At 54.7% G+C, this 17,595-nt stretch carries 20 protein-coding genes; 6 read left to right on the top strand and 14 right to left on the bottom strand.

Annotated features, from left to right (window positions below; all coding sequences use genetic code 11):
* The 10 genes from WNY38_RS17070 to WNY38_RS17025 all read right to left on the bottom strand — a co-directional run bounded on the left by WNY38_RS17070 (position 1) and on the right by WNY38_RS17025 (position 8,754).
* Positions 1–486 carry a GAF domain-containing protein gene (locus WNY38_RS17070; protein WP_342858572.1) on the bottom strand — a complete coding sequence of 162 codons (486 nt, stop codon included), beginning with the start codon at positions 484–486 and terminating at the stop codon, positions 1–3.
* A complete protein-coding gene (locus WNY38_RS17065) occupies positions 483–1,280 on the bottom strand; it encodes an ATP-binding cassette domain-containing protein (protein ID WP_342858571.1) in 798 nt (265 codons plus the stop codon). The genes WNY38_RS17070 and WNY38_RS17065 overlap by 4 nt, the downstream gene beginning before the upstream one ends.
* On the bottom strand, positions 1,277–2,143 hold the full coding sequence (locus WNY38_RS17060) for an ABC transporter ATP-binding protein (RefSeq protein ID WP_342858570.1): 867 nt from the start codon (positions 2,141–2,143) through the stop codon (positions 1,277–1,279). Before WNY38_RS17060 ends, WNY38_RS17065 begins: the two co-directional genes overlap by 4 nt.
* Positions 2,140–2,973: an ABC transporter permease gene (locus tag WNY38_RS17055; protein WP_342858569.1), complete on the bottom strand. Its 834-nt coding sequence runs from the start codon at positions 2,971–2,973 to the stop codon at positions 2,140–2,142. Before WNY38_RS17055 ends, WNY38_RS17060 begins: the two co-directional genes overlap by 4 nt.
* Positions 2,970–3,998, bottom strand: a complete 1,029-nt coding sequence (locus tag WNY38_RS17050) for an ABC transporter permease (RefSeq protein WP_342858568.1) — start codon at positions 3,996–3,998, stop codon at positions 2,970–2,972. Before WNY38_RS17050 ends, WNY38_RS17055 begins: the two co-directional genes overlap by 4 nt.
* 89 nt (positions 3,999–4,087) lie before the next feature.
* Complete coding sequence (locus tag WNY38_RS17045; RefSeq protein ID WP_342858567.1) at positions 4,088–5,650, bottom strand: ABC transporter substrate-binding protein; 1,563 nt, start codon at positions 5,648–5,650, stop codon at positions 4,088–4,090.
* Entirely contained in the window at positions 5,647–6,315 is a 669-nt protein-coding gene (locus WNY38_RS17040; protein WP_342858566.1) for an XRE family transcriptional regulator, read from the bottom strand. Before WNY38_RS17040 ends, WNY38_RS17045 begins: the two co-directional genes overlap by 4 nt.
* Positions 6,316–6,429: 114 nt before the next feature.
* The gene (locus tag WNY38_RS17035) at positions 6,430–6,696 is read right to left on the bottom strand and encodes a hypothetical protein (protein WP_342858565.1); all 267 of its coding nucleotides are present in this window, start codon (positions 6,694–6,696) and stop codon (positions 6,430–6,432) included.
* Between the two features lie 144 nt (positions 6,697–6,840).
* The gene (locus WNY38_RS17030) at positions 6,841–7,311 is read right to left on the bottom strand and encodes a DUF1203 domain-containing protein (RefSeq protein ID WP_342858564.1); all 471 of its coding nucleotides are present in this window, start codon (positions 7,309–7,311) and stop codon (positions 6,841–6,843) included.
* 195 nt (positions 7,312–7,506) lie between these two features.
* Positions 7,507–8,754: an MFS transporter gene (locus tag WNY38_RS17025; RefSeq protein ID WP_342858563.1), complete on the bottom strand. Its 1,248-nt coding sequence runs from the start codon at positions 8,752–8,754 to the stop codon at positions 7,507–7,509.
* A 219-nt stretch (positions 8,755–8,973) separates the two neighbouring features.
* On the opposite strand from WNY38_RS17025, the gene WNY38_RS17020 reads away from it, so the two are divergent.
* From WNY38_RS17020 to WNY38_RS17000, 5 genes are read left to right on the top strand one after another with little or no spacing between them, the layout of a single operon-like run.
* Positions 8,974–10,131 carry an extracellular solute-binding protein gene (locus tag WNY38_RS17020; RefSeq protein ID WP_342858562.1) on the top strand — a complete coding sequence of 386 codons (1,158 nt, stop codon included), beginning with the start codon at positions 8,974–8,976 and terminating at the stop codon, positions 10,129–10,131.
* A gap of 5 nt (positions 10,132–10,136) precedes the next feature.
* The gene (locus WNY38_RS17015) at positions 10,137–11,030 is read left to right on the top strand and encodes an ABC transporter permease subunit (protein ID WP_342858561.1); all 894 of its coding nucleotides are present in this window, start codon (positions 10,137–10,139) and stop codon (positions 11,028–11,030) included.
* On the top strand, positions 11,027–11,887 hold the full coding sequence (locus tag WNY38_RS17010) for a carbohydrate ABC transporter permease (protein WP_342858560.1): 861 nt from the start codon (positions 11,027–11,029) through the stop codon (positions 11,885–11,887). The genes WNY38_RS17015 and WNY38_RS17010 overlap by 4 nt, the downstream gene beginning before the upstream one ends.
* Before the next feature lie 10 nt (positions 11,888–11,897).
* Complete coding sequence (locus tag WNY38_RS17005) at positions 11,898–12,962, top strand: ABC transporter ATP-binding protein (RefSeq protein WP_342858559.1); 1,065 nt, start codon at positions 11,898–11,900, stop codon at positions 12,960–12,962.
* Positions 12,955–13,815, top strand: coding sequence for a glycerophosphodiester phosphodiesterase family protein (locus WNY38_RS17000; RefSeq protein WP_342858558.1), 861 nt, complete (start codon positions 12,955–12,957; stop codon positions 13,813–13,815). Before WNY38_RS17005 ends, WNY38_RS17000 begins: the two co-directional genes overlap by 8 nt.
* 35 nt (positions 13,816–13,850) lie before the next feature.
* On the opposite strand, the gene WNY38_RS16995 is transcribed toward WNY38_RS17000, so the two are convergent.
* The 4 genes from WNY38_RS16995 to WNY38_RS16980 all read right to left on the bottom strand — a co-directional run bounded on the left by WNY38_RS16995 (position 13,851) and on the right by WNY38_RS16980 (position 16,903).
* On the bottom strand, positions 13,851–14,684 hold the full coding sequence (locus WNY38_RS16995) for an inositol monophosphatase family protein (RefSeq protein WP_342858557.1): 834 nt from the start codon (positions 14,682–14,684) through the stop codon (positions 13,851–13,853).
* 148 nt (positions 14,685–14,832) lie between these two features.
* Entirely contained in the window at positions 14,833–15,045 is a 213-nt protein-coding gene (locus tag WNY38_RS16990) for a hypothetical protein (protein WP_342858556.1), read from the bottom strand.
* A gap of 420 nt (positions 15,046–15,465) precedes the next feature.
* Complete coding sequence (locus WNY38_RS16985; protein WP_342858555.1) at positions 15,466–15,726, bottom strand: hypothetical protein; 261 nt, start codon at positions 15,724–15,726, stop codon at positions 15,466–15,468.
* Positions 15,727–15,889: 163 nt separating this feature from the next.
* Positions 15,890–16,903 carry a 1-aminocyclopropane-1-carboxylate deaminase gene (locus WNY38_RS16980; protein ID WP_342858554.1) on the bottom strand — a complete coding sequence of 338 codons (1,014 nt, stop codon included), beginning with the start codon at positions 16,901–16,903 and terminating at the stop codon, positions 15,890–15,892.
* A gap of 152 nt (positions 16,904–17,055) precedes the next feature.
* On the opposite strand from WNY38_RS16980, the gene WNY38_RS16975 reads away from it, so the two are divergent.
* Positions 17,056–17,514, top strand: a complete 459-nt coding sequence (locus WNY38_RS16975) for an Lrp/AsnC family transcriptional regulator (protein WP_342858584.1) — start codon at positions 17,056–17,058, stop codon at positions 17,512–17,514.
* Positions 17,515–17,595: the final 81 nt, after the last annotated feature.

Raw genomic sequence — 17,595 nt, 5'->3', positions numbered from 1 at the left:
TCAATTGGCCCCTTTGGTCATAAAGTCGTCGAGCAGAAATGCCAGTGCCCCCGCTTGTTTTAAGCTTTCAGCAGCGGCCACTCGTTCAGGTGTGAAATGCCCCGCATCGTGTAAGCAGTTGAGCGTTCCAATGACGTTGCCGTTGACGACAATCGGCAAGTTCATACAGCTTTCGCAGCCGAGTGATTGGATCAATGCGTGATCGGGAAATACCGCCGCGATCTCTTCGATAGAGTTGGCTACGAATGTCTCTTGCCGACCTTGCACTTGCTGCGTCCAAGCATCGTCACTGATCGGCTTTTCACCGCTGGTGGCGTAGGCGTCGGGCATGTTGGAATAATTGCGCCGCGCCACGCCGCGTTCGTTATCGACTTCCATAAGCGTAAACAGCTTTACGCCGATGGTTTTATCAACGAGCGCTTCGAGTGCTTTGAAAGTTGTCATCGGTTGATTTGTCGATGCCATGGCTTTGATGAGATCGGTCATACGCCCTCCGCAAGTTTGTTTCTGAGATTAAGTTCTGCCGCGTCTACGACTGGCACCGCGCCAATCAGTTGACGGGTATAAGCGGCCTGAGGGGCCGAGAATATTTGTGCTGTTTCGCCAAGTTCGACCAATTGGCCAGATTGAAAAACAGCGACACGGTCTGCCACGTTGCGGACAACGGCCAGATCGTGGGTAATGAAAATGTAAGTGATTCCATGCTTGGCTCGCAAATCGTTAAGAAGCCGCAAAACGCGTGCCTGGACCAACACATCTAATGCTGATGTGGGTTCATCCAAGACCAACAGGCGCGGATCACAGGCCAATGCGCGTGCAATGCTAACCCGTTGACGTTGCCCACCTGACAAGGACGCAGGCGCGCGGGTACGCATATCACCGGGAAGGCCGACTGCGTCTAATGCGGCTTCAACGGCCGTCCATCGTTGCGACTTTTCACCGATGTCATAGACGTCCAAGCCCAATCGAACCGACGCGCCGATAGACCGTTTAGGGTTCAGCGACGACAAGGGATTTTGTTGCACAAGTTGAATGCGACGGCGTTGTTCGGCAGTGCGCTTGGCGGACAATGTTTGCCCATCAAACGCAATTTCACCTGATGTTGCCGACAATATCCCAAGGATCATATTGGCGATCGTGGTTTTGCCAGACCCGCTTTCGCCAACAATGGCGAGGCATTCACCTGCCTGTACATCCAACGACACATTGCTGACCGCGAGAACGGGCCCTGTGGGTGTTTCAAATGTCTTCGTCAAACCGTTGAGCGCAAGAAGGGTCATGATGCATCTCCGTGACGAACGCGTGGAGCGAGGAAATCATCGCTGACCTCTGGTACTTCGGGTAATCCGACGCCAGTGATGCGGGGAACGGCAGACATAAGCGCACGCGTGTAGGCATGCTGCGGGTTGGCAAATAACGCGTCTGTTGGGCCGTCCTCAACAATGTTGCCGCGATATATAACGTAAACACGATCCGCGAACTCACGCACGACGCCAAGGTTGTGCGAGATGAACAACACCGACGTCCCGTTCTGTTCTACCATGTCGCGCATCATGGTCAGTGTTTGGGCTTGAACTGAGACATCCAGCGCCGTTCCGGGTTCATCCGCCAACAAAAGTTTCGGTTTGTTGGCCAGCGCCATCGCGATCATCACACGTTGGTTCATGCCGCCCGACAACTGGAACGGATAGGTACCCAAAACACGGGCTGGATCGGGGATCGCGACCTCGTCCAGTAACGCGGTCGCGCGGGCGTGGCTGGCAGATTTAGACAGCTTGGGGTCGCGACGGCGCAGAACTTCGGTGAATTGATTGCCGATGGTGAACATCGGGTTCAATGAAGACGTCGGGTCTTGGAAGATCATCGACATTTCTGTGCCGCGTAATGCTGCGCGGTCACGGGCGGACATCGCATTGATATCGTTGCCATCAAATTGAACCGTGCCGCTGATGCGGGCCGTCCGCGTTTCTTGCAGCAGACCCAACACGATGCGGGCCGTCACGGATTTACCCGACCCACTTTCGCCAACCAAGGCCACTTTTTCACCCCCAGCGATATCAAAGTCGATGCCATGTAAAACATCCATCTGTCCGGTCAGTGTTTTGAATCCAAGGTGCAGGTCTTTGATGTGTAGAATACTCATTCGTCTACTCCCAACACATCGCGCAACCCGTCGCCCAGCAGATTAAAGCCAAACACAGCAACCAGAATGGCAAGACCGGGAAAGACCGTCAGCCACCAACTATCGGGTAAGTATCGCGCACCTTCCGCAACCATCGACCCAAGGTCGGCAGTGGGCGGTTGCACACCCAAACCAAGGAACGAGAGCGACGAGGCGATGATAATCACAAAGCCCATATCCAGCATCATTTTCGTAATAATCGCGGGCAGGCAATTGGGCAGGATCTCGCGAAAAGCGATGTGGCCTGCGCCTGCTCCAATAACTTCGGCGGCCAGCACATAGCCTTCTTCGCGCTCGCCGCGTGCGATAGAGTAGACCAACCGCGCATACCACGGCCACCACATCGCGGTGACGGCCAGCATGGCGTTGGTCAATGTGGGTTCCAATACGCCCATCATCGCAATCGCCAAAACCAGCGGTGGGATGGACAAGAATACATCAACGATGCGCATCAGGATCATCTCAAGCCAACCGCCGATGTAGCCCGCAAGCAGCCCGATCATTGTCCCAATAGGCACGGCAATCGCCAGCACGACAACGCCAAGCGTCAGGCTGATCTGATAGGCGAACAAGATGCGGCTAAAGATATCGCGACCGACCAGATCGGTTCCCATCCAATTACGCGCCGAAGGTGCGCGGTTGTTGTTGAGAAAGTCCACTACAGCGCCGTTATGGGTCGGGAATGGCGCGATCCATGGTGCGAAAATCGCGGCCAGCGTGATGAGGCAGACAAGGACAAGGCCCAGAAGGCTAAGCGGATTGGCCGCCAGAATACGAAGCGTGCGGATCATGATGCACCTCGTGTGGAATAACGGATACGGGGGTTCAAGAATGCGATCATCAGGTCGACGATGATGTTCACGATCAAGAATGTGATGGCGATGATCAGGACCGTGCCCATGATTGCATTTAGGTCTTTGCGTAAGATCACGGCGACGCCGTAACGCGACAGACCGGGCCATGCAAAGACTGCCTCGACTAGAAATGCGTTGCCCAGCATGGCCGCAAAATCCAACCCTATGATGGTTAGTGACGGGATCAGTGATGGCTTGAACGCGTAGCTGCGTGCGATGCGTGATGGAAAGAAGCCGTAAGCCTGCGCCATCTCAATGTAGGGTTTGTCATAGGTCTCGACCATGTTGGCGCGGGTTAGACGCGCGGCTTGGCCAATGCCCGACAGGGACAACGCGATCGCGGGTAGGATCAAGTGATGAACCGCACTGCGAAAGGCCCCCCAATTGCCCGCCAAAAGCGTATCGACTGTCAGAAAGCCTGTGGTGCGTTCAATCTCATAGATATCCGATATGCGCCCCGCGATGGGAAACAGCGGCAAGTAGAATGCGAACAGCAACATCAGGATGACGGCCCAGACAAAACCGGGGGCTGACACAGTCAGCAACGCAATGACCCGAACCAGATGATCGGGCCAACGCCCACGGTGACGCGCAGCAAGAATGCCCAATGGCAAACCGACAGCCACCATGATGAAGCCTGCCAAGAACACCAATTCAAGTGTCGCAGGCAGAAACTGCGCAATGTCTTGGGTGACGGGGCGGTTGGTATAAAGCGATGTGCCCAGATCACCGCGTAATACATCGGCGACAAAGTGCCCGTATTGCACTGGTAAGGATGCATCCAGATGCATTTCAGCACGTAGGTTCGCGATCTGCTCGGCGTTGGCATTGGGGCCAAGGGCAATCCGCGCAGGATCACCGGGGATGATCCGCGCAATCGCAAAGATCAGCATCGAAACGCCGACAAGCACAATGAGAGAGATGCTTAGCCGGTTCAGCAGTAGGCGGAAAATTCCAGACATGTGGGGCTTTCAGAATAAGCGATGAGGCAGTCATAAAGGCAGAAAAAGTGGGGCGCAGACAGTGATGCCTACGCCCCAGTTCAGGGAGATTACTCGCCAGTCATTTCCATCAAGCGGAAGCTGAAGCCCATGCCATCAAGACCGAACGCCATTTCTGGATCGCTCAGCGCTGGAACATTCACACGATTGGATGCTGCAAAAACAGACTGACGGTCAAAGCCGTAAATCGTTGGTGCAATCGCCATCAGACGCGCGTTGAGAGCGGAATAGGCCGCGTCGCGATCTGCATCAGAAGTGGCCGTGCGGCCCGCGTCCAAAGCTGCATCAACCTCTGCATCGTTCAGGTATTCTGGCGACTGCCACGTACCGGGTGTCGAGGAGTGATACATTCCGTAAAGCAGCGTATCGGGATCACCTGTGACCGCGTTCACAAACAACTGGCTGATGTGCGGTGTGCTTTCGGCGGTTGAGACCTGCTCGGCGAACAAGGCCCAAGGAAGCTTCGTGATGCTTGATGAAATGCCCATGGCGTTGAAGTTGGACTGCATCAAAAGCGCGAAACGTTCTTCCAATGGAACTTCGGCGATCCAGCTGATTTCGAGATTCATCTCAGCAGGGTCGTAGGGGCAATCGGCAAGGTACGCCTTTGCCGCATCAAGATCCTGTGCCAGCGCCATGTCAGCGCCGTTTGCACCAAACATGCCGACCGGAATTGCACCCGTTGACGGGCTACCGCCGGACACATCATCGTTGATCGCGATCATTTGGATCGCCGTGCTGTAATCAAACGCAGCACTTAACGCCAACCGGCAGTTCACGTTATCAAGCGGCGGTTTTTGCGTGTTCATCTTGAAATAGAACCCGCCTGTACCGCTCTCCGTCAGCAATTGCGCGCCGTCATTGGCAAGCGCCTGAACCACCTCTGGTGGCAACCACTGGCTTGCGATGTCATGCTCGCCTTGAGCAATCAACGTGCGGACCGTCGCAGGTTCAAGACCGTAACGCAGGCGTACCGTATCGGGGGCGACCTCAGCCACATCAAGAAAATAGCTGTCTGATTTTGCCATAACCGTTTCTTCTTGCGGGTTATGTGACACCACAGAGTAAGCACCGGTTCCAGCGCCGTGTGCGGACAAGAAGTCTTCGCCCCACTCAGAGTCGGAGTTGGCTTTCACAAGCGCCATGTCGACAATTGGAAGACGGACCAAAGACGCGATGAACGGCGCATATGGTTTTTCAAGCGTCATGGTTACGGTTGTGTCATCAACGGCCTTGGCAGTGACGCCAGCAAAGAGGTACGACAGACCTGCCCCCAATGCCTGCATCCGTTCAACCGAATAAACCACGTCTGCAGCTGTCATCTTGTTGCCCGATTGGAACATCACATCATCGCGCAATGTGAACGTGTACGTTGAACCATCAACTTCCCAACCTGTGGCAAGGTGTGGTGTATGACCTGGGCCACCTTGCGCAGGCAGCACAAGCGTGTCGTAGACATTGAACATCAAAATACTGTCGGCATAATCGGAAGCTTTAGCGGGGTCGAGTTCACCGACGGCCACTTCATCAAGTCGTAAAACAGTTTCAGCAAAGGCAGGGCTGGCCAAGGCCGTCGCTGCGCAAATCGCTGTAATTAAAGCGGTACTTTTCATTTTTTTATCTCTCCGGTTGGATAGGTTGCGACCTCTTGAGCTGAGGCTTTTTTGTGAATTGGGGCGGGTGCGTCACCAAAAACATCCATGGTGCCACACCACAGAATGGACGCAGTTGATGAACCGTGGTTCCAAGTGGAATGTACGCGGCAGCTCTCAAAGTGGATGGAGTCACCTTTGCGCAGAACCTCGACTTCGCCTTCGATTTCAACGGTGATTTCGCCGTCGAGAATATAGAACATTTCCTCGCCATGATGGCTGATCGGTTCCATCCGGTGTCCCGGTGTTTCATGCACGAGGACAGAATGGAGCTTTGATCCCGCAAAGGACGTTGAAAGCCGCTCATACGATACATCAGCATCGGCCACGGAATAAGCCAAACGGCTGGCTTCATGTGTGGTTTGGTTGCCAGCACTTGGTTGCTGTAGAAAGCTACCGATTTCAGTGTCGAGAGCGGCAGCAATCGAGGCAAGAGAGCCTAAAGAGGGCGATGTAAGCCCGCGTTCGGCTTGACTGATAAAACCAACAGACAGCCCAGCGGCGTCTGCCACACTTTGCATGGTAAGCTTCAGCTCTTTGCGTTTAGCCCGCAACGCAGCACCAAGATCAAGCGCTGATTTGTCTTTCAATTGGGTGTTGTTTTTTAGCATAGGTAAAAAATGCACGTACAGACATCCTGAGTCAACGTTTTTTAGTATAGGTAAAAACGTTGAAGTATTGGATTTGCAGCGCTCGGTCAAAAAAGTTTTAAGCGGCCATTGGTGGCGTTGCGGTGAATGCTAACTTTGTCCGCAGTCCCGCCGCTCGCCCTCCGGTTTGACGCTGATTTCGTTTGCAAGTGTAGCGAAGGTCGGCAGTGAGCCCAAATTGCAAGATTTCTGCGAAGCAGCTAGGCTGAGCGCCGCAAGTGTCGCTGGTCCAGGAATGAAGACGTACAACAGCCCAGCCGCAAAGGTTGTCACAAATAGTTCTGGCATCATCTGATCGCTCCGCGAATGGATATCGTCATTTAAGCTGACTTTCGCCGCAATGCAGAAATCCGTCAAGATGGGCTCCTTGCTGCCATTCGCTGTGGCTGCACACGAAATCAACGCTAAATCGGAAAGCGAGCGGCGGCACCGCGGACGAAACGGCCTTTGGCATTATTTAAACCAATGACCGCTTCATCCAGTTGCGCCATTTATATCAACCTATTTTGCACGGGTAACAGTCGCTGCAAAACAACCGGGTTTTGCGTTGTGCAAATGAGCATAGGACACCTGATCCTTCTCGAAAGCTGCTGTGATGGCGTCGGCGAGACCTTCGCCTTGCAGGACATCAGCATCAATCATCATATGATTGCTATCAAACAAGCGTAATGAGATGACGCGAGATCGCAAAACTTCTGGCACCTCGCCAACAGCCAACTGGGCTTGCGGCGCGGCCTCCCGCACGAAGATTGCATGGGTCGCTTTATAAGGTGATCGTGCAGGTTGATGCTCATAGTTCAGCAAAATGACAATTTCGCCCACTTCGGCGTCAGCCATACTGACCCGGCAGGGTGTCCCTGGCTTTGACTGAACAATCTGTCGGCACGCATTCTTTTCGGCCAGCTCAGCGTCAGAAAGCGCGAACATATCGGCAAAGTCTTCCGCTGGCAGAGAATGAATTTGAAAACTCATAATTCTTAGTTCCTTTCGTTTGTGGAACCTAAATAGCTACACCCATACGGATTGAGCGACCCGATACTTGCTCAATATAAACCCTGCTAAAGATAACGCCGCACTTTAGCTTTGTAGGTTCTATAATCCGCCGCATCTATAATCCGCCGCATAGGTGTCTTCTAGCCAAGGTTCTTCCGCGAATGATAGAACGCCTCAAGAGCGGTTGGATGCCCGAACAGATCGGCAACCGGATGATCCATGAGCGTGCACCTCTGTCGCCCGCTCCATTCTCTTAACGATCTGTTTGGCGAAAATCGCAACAAAAAGTAGAAGCGGGGACGCAAACAAAATGGTCCAGATCGCGCCATGGGTTTCGACGATCATCCCCAAAAGCGGTGGAATCGCAAAAAGCGCCAGCATTGAAATGAGCGAATAAGACGCCATGGTTTGCGCGACCGGGCGCGTCGTATGACGCATTGCAAGCGATATGGCAACGGGCGCGGCAAGCGCAACACCAGCACCGATTAAAGTGAACCCCACTAAAAGCCCAGCAAAGCCAAGATCAAAGCGCGGTCCCAATGTCGCAAAAGTGATGCCGATCAAGGTCACACCCGCCATGCCCCGAATTAAAACACGCGTTGCAAAGTGCTTGCGTAGCGTGTCCCCGATCATCCGCGCCGTGAACATACCGACGGTGAAACAGGCGTAAATTCGGGCAGCAGCAATCGCATCCATATCTATGTCATGTTTCAGATAGAACATCGACCAATCGTAAACGACGCCTTCGGTAACGCCAAACCCAGCAAACAGAACCAAAAGCCCCATCACAAAAGCATCCGGTCGCCTAAACTTCGCGAACCTACCAGTCGGACCCGCGCCTTCGACCGGTCCCATCGGTTCGCGGTCCCCGGCACGTAAAAGCAAGAACACGACCAAAGGACACGCGACCAGCCCGAGAAAAATAAGTTCCTGCGTCGCAGACAGATTGGCCGAAGCGGCCCGTCCGCCCAAAAGCGCGCCGACAAAAAGCCCTGCCGACCAGAACCCGTGGCTTTTGGAAATAACATTTTTTCCGGACCTTTCCTCGACCCGCGCGGCAACAAGGTTCTTTGCCACTTCCATGATGGCCATTGCAAAGCCGTAGCCGCAAAGCGCGATTGCCATGCCCCAGCCCCCCGGTGCCAAAATTCCGCTGGCGGCAGCAGGGAGACAGAGCGTTGAGAGAAACAACGTTGCGCCCGCCACACGGCGCGCACCGAAGCGGTTGATTGCGCGCGCGGCAAAGGGAAAGCCTAAAAGCGCCCCACACGTCTGCGCCAACAAGGCGAAACCAAGGACTGCGGCGGACATGCCCTGTGCTGCAGTGACCTCTGGCAGGCGTGAAAACAAAGTCACATAGAGCAGCGCATTGGTGAAAAAAATTGCTGCAGGCAGGGTCAAGGGAAAGCGAGCGAGGATCATATGTCAGGGCATCTCCAATCTAGAATGTCTCCTCAATCATCATTTTTTTGCACAGTGTCAAAGCGCTTTGACACTGTGCAAAAAGATTTCACCGATATGTCATGCTCACTTTACAGAAATGCAACGCGCGCACCCTAACCATCCGCATGACTGTTGCGCCATGCTTGCTGGACCTACGGCAGCGCGAGAGTTCTCAATCATCAAATAACTGGAGCTTCCATGTCCGATTTTCTCTCCCGCCGTGGCTTTCTGCGGACAGCAGCGGCCTCTTCTGCCGCCTTTGCCATGCCGCGCATCGCGTTTGCCGCTGATGGTTTTGTCAACGTCTACACTGGCGCTGACAGCAATATCTCAGATTTTTGGACCAACGTAGTCCTGCCAGGCTTTCGTGCTGTAAACAGCGACGCAAAAGTCCGCGTGGTCGATGCGGGTGACAATGCTGGCCTTCGCGCCATTGCAGACCGTGCCATGGCGGCGCTCGGGTCTGATAATGATCCGCAAGTTGACATGTTCGAATCTTATACACCTGATCAGACCCGCGGCTCCATCGAGGCCGGTCTTTGGGTGAACATCGCCACCTCTGGTATCGAAGGCTGGAACCGCGTTAACCCTGCCGCAAAAGAAACCGATTTTGACCTTCCTTACCGCGGCAGCCAAGTCCTTTTGGCCTATGACGCAACCCGCGTTTCCGCTGACGAAGTCCCTAAAACATGGGACGAAATGACCGCTTGGATCCATGCCAACCCGGGTCAGTTCATCTACAACCGCCCAGACAAAGGCGGCTCAGGCGGCAATTTCGTACGCCGTGCGATCCATGAAGCCAATGGCCGCGATCCATCAAAATTCAGCCTCGACAACTATTCCGATGCATATGCCGCTGAAACGCTTCCAGGCGCATGGGATATTCTGAAAGCTCTGGCGCCAAGCCTCTATGAAAACGGCTCTTACAGCTCAGGCAACACTCAGTCGATCCAACTCTTGGCGCAAGGCGTGATCAAAATGACCCCCGTGTGGTCTGATCAAGTGCTTCAAGCAATCAAAATGGGCGTTTTGCCCGAAACAACTGGTCTTGTGCAGCTTCAAGATCTCGCACTTTGCGGTGGTTTTAGCCGTATCACAGTTCCAACCAATGCCGCACATCTCGACGTGGCGATGGAACTCATGAGCTATGTCATGAGCGAAGAAATCCAGTCCAAAATCATCACCGAACTTGGTGGTTTCCCTGGCGTGTCTTGGGATTATGTTGACGCCGATTTGCGTGCAAAATACAGCGATGTCATCCCAGCCAGCATCCCGACCTTCCCGAGTGGGGACTGGGAAGCGGTCATCAACGACGGATGGTACCGCAACGTGGCTCCCGGCGTATCCCGGGGCTGATTTTCATGACAGATATGGCACCTTCCGGACCAACCCGGAGGGTCGCCACCAAGAAAGCGCGTGGAAGGGGGCTGACGGGCCTCCTTCTCGTTGCTGTTCCGGTGGGGCTCCTCGGTTGGCTTATCATTTACCCGATCTTCAACGCCATCGGGCGCACCCTGTTTCAGCACACTGAAAGCGGGATTTCCTTTTCTATCGACACCTATAAGTTCTTTTTTTCAGATGGCTATTCTCTGACGAACCTTTGGCTGACGCTTTGGGTCACGGCCGTTTGCGCCGCGCTTTTGATGGTGATCTGCCTGCCAATCGCGCTTTACCTGCGGTTTTCAAAAGGCCGGATCGCCGCTGTTGTTCAGGGCCTCGCCTTGTTTCCAATGTTTGTTCCCTCCGTGATCCTCGCCTATGCGCTGATCCGTACCATCGGCCCAAACGGTGCGGTTGATCTTGTCTTGAATGCCGCGGGTCTGCCTAAAATAAATTCGCCATATCTCACACCCTGGGGGCCCATTATCGGTCTGGTCTGGGACAATATCCCGCTGACCACGCTCATGCTTGTGGCAGGGCTTGGCGCGATCTCTGACAATGCGGTTGAGGCGGCGCGGGATGCAGGCGCGCGTCACATCGCGCTTTTGCGCCACATTATCCTGCCCCAAATCGGAAATGCGATGCTTGTGGTGCTCTCTTTCACGGTCTTGAGCATCTTTTCGGCCTTCACGCTGCCCTATGTGCTTGGCCCCGCCTCACCGGAAATGATGGGCCCGTTTATGCAGCGCACCTTTGCGAACGTCATGGACCCGCGCATGGCAATCACCCAAGCCGTGATCACCTTTGCCATCTGCGCAATCTTCGGCGCGTTTTACGTCCGTTCAATCGCCAAAAACCGAGAGGCCAGACGATGAGCACCACCTCTCCCACCACAATGCCTGAAGCGGCGGTCATTCCCGATCATAAAACCCGCCGCATCGACTGGATCGGCCTTGGCCTGAGCGCCCTGCTGGGCGTGGTCGTCGTCATTCCACTGATCGTGGTCGCAATCTGGGCCTTTGCCGAAGTGTGGCGCTACCCAAGCCTGTTGCCACAGGAGTTTGGTCTTCGGTTTTGGAAAACGACCTTATCGCGGCCCGATGTCTGGGGCGCGATGTTTCTCTCCATCAAGCTCTCGGTCATAGTCACGGCCTTATCAACGATCATCTGCCTGCCAGCGGCCTATGCCTTTGCGCGGCTCGACTTTCCTGGGCGCAATGTTTTGTTCCTGTCCTTTTTGGCCTCTCACGCCTTTCCAAAATTCGGTCTGCTGATCGCCATCGCGGGCATATTCCTGAATCTTGGTTTAATTTCAACATTTTGGGGCGTCGTCCTGATCCAACTTGTTGGCACGTTAATGATGATGATCTGGATTCCCGTTGCCGCATTCCAAAATGTCGATCGCGCCATGGAAGAGGCCGCGCGCGATGCCGGTGCGCGCCCTTTGCGGGTATTTTGGTCCGTGAGTCTGCCGCAGGCCGCGCCCACGATCTTTGCCGCCATACTTCTCAGTTTCGTTGGCACGTTTTATGAAACCGAAGGCGCATGGCTGATCGGCGCGCCAGAAATCAGAACCATGCCGGTTTTGATGATCACTTTCATCAACAACCAGCTCGTCGTGCAATATGGTGCCGTGCTTTCGATCCTTCTTTGGATCCCAAGCTTCATCGCGCTGCTGTTCAGCCGCCGCCTCATCGGGTCTGCATCTTTTGCCAAAGGCTTTGGCATCTAAGGAAATTACTATGTCACAACTTACCCTAAAAAATCTTGGAAAATCCTTTGATGAAACGGATGTGATCCACGATGTCTCACTCGATGTGGCCGATGGCGAACTTGTCTGTCTGCTCGGCCCGTCTGGATCGGGAAAATCCACGATCTTGCGCATGGTCGGCGGGTTTGAACCCCCTGATCGGGGCAGCATCATTATCGGCGATCACGATGTCACACATGTGCCCCCGGAACGCCGTCCCACGGGGATGGTGTTTCAATCCCACGCGCTCTGGTCGCATATGTCGGTGGCTGAAAATATCGCTTTCGGGTTGAAGCTGCGCCGCCTCTCGCGTGCCGATATTCGCGAAAAAGTCACCAACGTTCTCAAACTCGTCGGGCTAGATGGTTACGGCGCGCGCCGTGTGTGGCAATTGTCCGGCGGACAACAACAGCGGGTGGCGATTGCCCGCGCTTTGGTGCTTGAACCCAAAATTCTCCTGCTCGACGAACCTTTCGCCAGTCTCGACCAACATCTGCGCGAGCGCCTGCGCGAAGAGTTGCGTGACATTCAGCGCCGTCTCGGCATCACCACGCTGTTTGTCACCCATGGTCAGGACGAAGCCCTTTCTTTGGCGGACCGGATCGTGGTGTTAAAAAGCGGCAAAATCGAACAAGTGGCAAGTCCCGACCGCATGTATCGTGATCCTCAGACCAGGTTTGTAGCAGGATTCATCGGGTCGATGAATTTCATCGCTTGCGACATTCGAAACGGATATGCTGATCACCCGTTGTTCCCAATCGCTGTGCCTGTTTCTGACGGACCGGTTGAACTGGCAATCCGCCCAGAAGCCCTGAGCATTCGGCCGGACACCAACAGTCCCGCACGTATTCACCGCACGACCGATTATGGCACCCATATTCTGGTGGATATCACAATGCCGGACGGCGTGCGCCTCAAAGCGATGTGCCCGCCATCAAGTGCATATAAGGCCGGTCAGCCGGTTGCGTTGAGTGCCGATAATGTCGCGATCTTTCGTGGCGAAGAAAAGCTTGCGACGATCACACCTGTCGCGTCACGGAGTCTTACCCATGCCTAATACACTCCACTCTCCAATCGCTCCCCCACCGCTTTTTGTGGATCATGCGAAAGGCCGCACATGGCTCAAATGGCACCGCGGGCGCCGCTGCGCCACGGATATGGAATTCGACCCCCGACGGATCATTGAGGGCATGCGGCTCGGGGCCAGTGTTGAGATCGACATAGTGCGCCACGCGGGCGGCGGATTTGCCGTTTTGCACGACGACACGTTGGAGCGCGCAACCACCGGCAGCGGACGTGTCTGCGAGGCCTCGCGCCAAACCCTAGAAACCTTGTGGCGGCGCGGCAATGAGGGTCAAGTGACCGATGTGCCCGTGGCCCTGCTTTCAGATCTGTGCCGCGCAATTGCCACCGAGGGCACCGAGGACACCGCGGTGCTTCAGCTCGACCTAAAAGAGACAAACGAGACCCTGACGCCGGCCGATATCCTGGCCTTTGCCGAGGCTTTAGCGCCAATCACCAACCACGCTATTCTCTCTGCTGGCGATGCAAAGGCTGTCCAACGTCTCTCGAAGGCATTGCCGGTTTTGCGCATCGGCCATGACCCGTGTCATTTTGGGACAAGGGAAACGCTTGCCGCCTCAGGCGATGATCAGGCGTTTATAGCACAGACGCTCCATGGAGCGGAGGGCGCGGACATGATCTATCTCGACATTCGCTTGATTTTTAACGCGCTCGAGCGCGGCACGGATTTGATCGCGGCCTTTCACGCCAAAGGCCACCGCATCGACGCCTACACCGTGTCAAAGATCACCCCGCAAACCGTCGATCTGTGCCGCAAGTTGATGGCCCTTGGGGTTGATCAGATCACCACAGATGACCCTGAAAGGCTCTACGCCGCGGGGATTTAACCCCCCGCGGACCGCCCCCCGTCTTTGCGGGGGGGTTAGACCCCCTCAGCAAATCCCTCAAGCAACCATGGGTGCAATCGCGCGCTCCCCGCAAGGATTGCGCCGGGGTTTTGCTCCGCACCGCCATCAAAACCGGTCACGATGCCGCCCGCTTCGCGCAAAATCAGCACGGAGGCTCCGTAGTCATGCAGCGACAGCATATCCTCAAAAAACCCGTCGAAACGCCCTGCCGCGACATAGGCAATGGACAAAGCTGCACTGCCCAAACGCCGCACGCCCGAGCTGGCGTCCATCGCCCGGCGCAGCGCGGCGTGGTAGACGTCCTCGGGTACCGAGCGCACCTGCCCTCGGATCGGTAATCCTGCGCCGATGACCGTGTGCTCGGGATCCTCGATTCCGATCGCATTCAGACGCGCCCCATTCAGCCACGCACCCTTGCCCTTTTCAGCCGCAAACATCTCGCCCATCATTGGATCAAATGTAATGCCTGCAACGACTTCGCCCTTCTCTAACCGCGTGATAACAACGGCGAAATGAGGAATGCCCCAAGCAAAATTGGTGGTGCCATCAATGGGATCGATTACAAAGGTCGGGCAATCACTTTGCGCGTCTCGGTTGCCAACCTGTTCTTCACCGATGAAACCACAACCCGGAAAGGCGCGTTGCAGCGCCTCAATAATGGCCGCCTCTGTTTGAACGTCCCACTCGGTTTGATAATCGTGACGACCTTTTAAAACCATTTCATCGGCGCGCAAACGCCGCAGCGACTGACAGGCCACAGTGCCACCTGCGATAGCGGCCTCAGCCATAGATTTCAAATCGTCTGACGCGGTGTCAGGCAGGTAGGTGTCATGGTCACTCGCAGACATATGTCGCCCCAATTCCAAGGTTGTTTGCGTAGGACCTGAGGGAAAAACGGGAGCGGAGCAAGTGAAGGTTTCGTAAAAGTTACCCCGAAAACGCGACATCCGCTCAATGAGGAGTTTCGGCAAACCTGTCCCAAAAAGCATGGCCACTTCACATCCAGTGGCCATGCAGTACCAAAATAGGTGCCCAGGGTTTTGGCGTCCAGAAATGAGAACGCCAGCCCATCATGTCGAAAGCTACGCTGCGGTTAGAAACAACCTGCTTCGCGACGCTAGTATTGGTTTTTTTGATCAGCGGATAGTGCGTTAAAAGAAAATGCAAGTTGCGATTTGAGCGCCCTCCCGCAACCAACGCAATCAGCACCTGTTCATCCTCCGGTGTGCGGGTGCTTTTTGTCTGCAGCCAATGTCAGAATACTCGTAAGCGTTGTATATGACCCCCTAGGCATCCTCTGACATCATAAATCTTATCGTGCCATGCTGCCTCTAAACGAAAAGAAGCAGCAGTCATGGGAAAACCCCATCAATCATTCGAAGTCGACGACTTCACTGTTGAACTCCACACTGAAGGTCGCCGGGGCTGGCCTTCCAGCTTTAAACGCTACGTTACCCAGAAACTTGGCGATGGCGGATTGGCAATTGGAGGAGTCATGAAGCAATGCAACGTCTCACAATCGCTCGTCTACGAATAACGGGCCGACATCAAGCGTGCGGGCGCAGGCCGTATCTCGGTACATAAAGAACGGTTGTTTTCCGAAGGTGTGATCGATGACACGCGACATGTTCAACCAATCCAACCAGATGAGGCACAAATCGTGTTGCGCGGACGATAAATCGAAATTTCATCGCCAGCAGGATATCCCGTCGATGATCCAGTGACGGTCATACTATCACTTGAGGAACGCGCATAGATGCCGTGCGATGTGCTTTGAGGTAGCTGGCGTCGATTGTTGAGATGGTCTTGTTGTCGGGGGCCTGCTCGGCCAAGCGACCAGATAATGCGGCTGGTTTCGCGCTCATCCGCATCTCGATAGCAAATATCCAATTTGGTTTCCTCGCGGATAGGCCACGAAGAGTGGGCCGCATTTCATGAGGTTTACGAAAAGCGTTATTTTAGCTCGAAAAACGAAGGGGTCTCCTGTGATGCATCGCCGCAAAGCATTTTGAAGTGGCTTCTGCGCCGCCAGCGTGACGGCGCAGAAGAGCGGTCAGCCGTTGCGGTATGTGTAGCTGTAGCCGTTCAACGCAGGTTGTCCCCCGAGGTGCGCGTAGAGCACTTTGGATCCGTCTGGGAAGAAGCCCTTTTTGATCAGATCAATCATCCCCTGCATGGATTTGCCTTCATAGACAGGGTCCGTGATCATCGCCTCTGTGCGTGCGGCAAGACGGATCGCATCATTGGTCTCGGCGCTTGGCACGCCGTAAGCCGGATAGGCGTAGTCGGGGTTGATATGAATGTCCTCGTCTTCAATCGAATAGCCGCACTCGATCAAATCGCAGGTCTTATTGGCAATCTCTTTGACCTGCGCGCGTGTCTGATCAACCGTGCCTGACGCATCGATGCCGATCACACGATTCGCGCGACCATCTTTTTTAAAGCCGACGATCATGCCGCCTTGGGTCGATCCGGTGACAACACAGACCACGATGTAGTCGAACTTAAACCCAAGCTCTGCCTCTTGTTCGCGGACTTCTTCGGCAAAGCCCACATAGCCAAGACAGCCATGGGGATGAACGGAGGCTCCAGCGGGAATGCCGTAAGGTTTGCCGCCTTCCTTCTTCACGTCTTCAATGGCGTCTTCATAGCTGGTGCGGATGCCGATATCGAACCCATCGTCAACCAAACGGCTGTCCGCGCCCATCAAGCGGGTCATCATAATGTTGCCGACACGGTCATAGACCGCATCATCATGAGGCACCCACGCCTCTTGCACCAACCGACATTTCATACCGATCTTGGCGGCCGTCGCCGCAACCATGCGCGTGTGGTTGGATTGAACGCCGCCAATAGACACCAATGTGTCTGCGCCAGAGGCAATTGCGTCAGGCACGATGTATTCCAACTTCCGCAGCTTGTTGCCGCCTTGGGCGAGGCCCGAGTTGCAATCCTCACGCTTGGCGTAAATCTCGACTTTACCGCCGAGGGTCTCGGTCAGACGGGGAAGATGCTCAATCGGCGTTTTACCAAAGGTGAGAGGATAGCGTTCAAATTTTTCCAGCATGGTGTGCTCCTTTTTCTACCGTCGAGAGTAGCAAAGGTTGCGTGAGGGGTGCTTTCAAATTTGTCTTAAAATTTTGACGATATGCATATTGGATCAAGAAATTTTGCGTGATAAGATTACTATATAATCCAATACCGGAAGAATATTTCACCATGCCTCTGGATCGAATCGACAAACGGATGCTCTGCCTTCTGCAAGCGGACGGCAGGATGAGCAACGCAGACCTTGCGGTAGCAGTGAACGTCAGCCCTGCGACGTGCCATAGGCGCACCCAAAGGCTGTTTGATGAAGGTTATATTCAAACGGTTCGGGCGGTTGTGAACCCTGAAAGCGTGGGTCTGGGAGCGATTGCGATGGTGGGCGTCGTGCTGGATCGCTCAACGCCCGAGAGTTTTGCCAACTTCGAGGCAGCAGTCCTTGATCTGCCAATGATCCTCGATTGTCACCTCGTCGCCGGTGACTTCGACTACCTGTTGAAAATCCGAGTGGCCGACATGGCAGACTTTAATAGGTTCCACGGAAAGGTCCTAATTGCGTTGCCAGAGGTCAGGCAGGCTCGAACGTTCTTTGTGATGAAAGAAGTGAAGGACGGTGCTCCGCTAGATTTCTGAAACCCGGCGATCTCAACTGGTCGACGCAACACACTGTGCGAACTTCTCTGCTGGCGTCTGATATTGCAAGGTCTTGCGAGG

It is taken from the genome of Pacificibacter sp. AS14, from assembly GCF_038899935.1.
In the GTDB taxonomy this organism is placed as follows: domain Bacteria; phylum Pseudomonadota; class Alphaproteobacteria; order Rhodobacterales; family Rhodobacteraceae; genus Celeribacter.
Note: the sequence above shows the minus strand (reverse complement) of the source record. Positions and strands in the feature narration are given on the sequence as shown.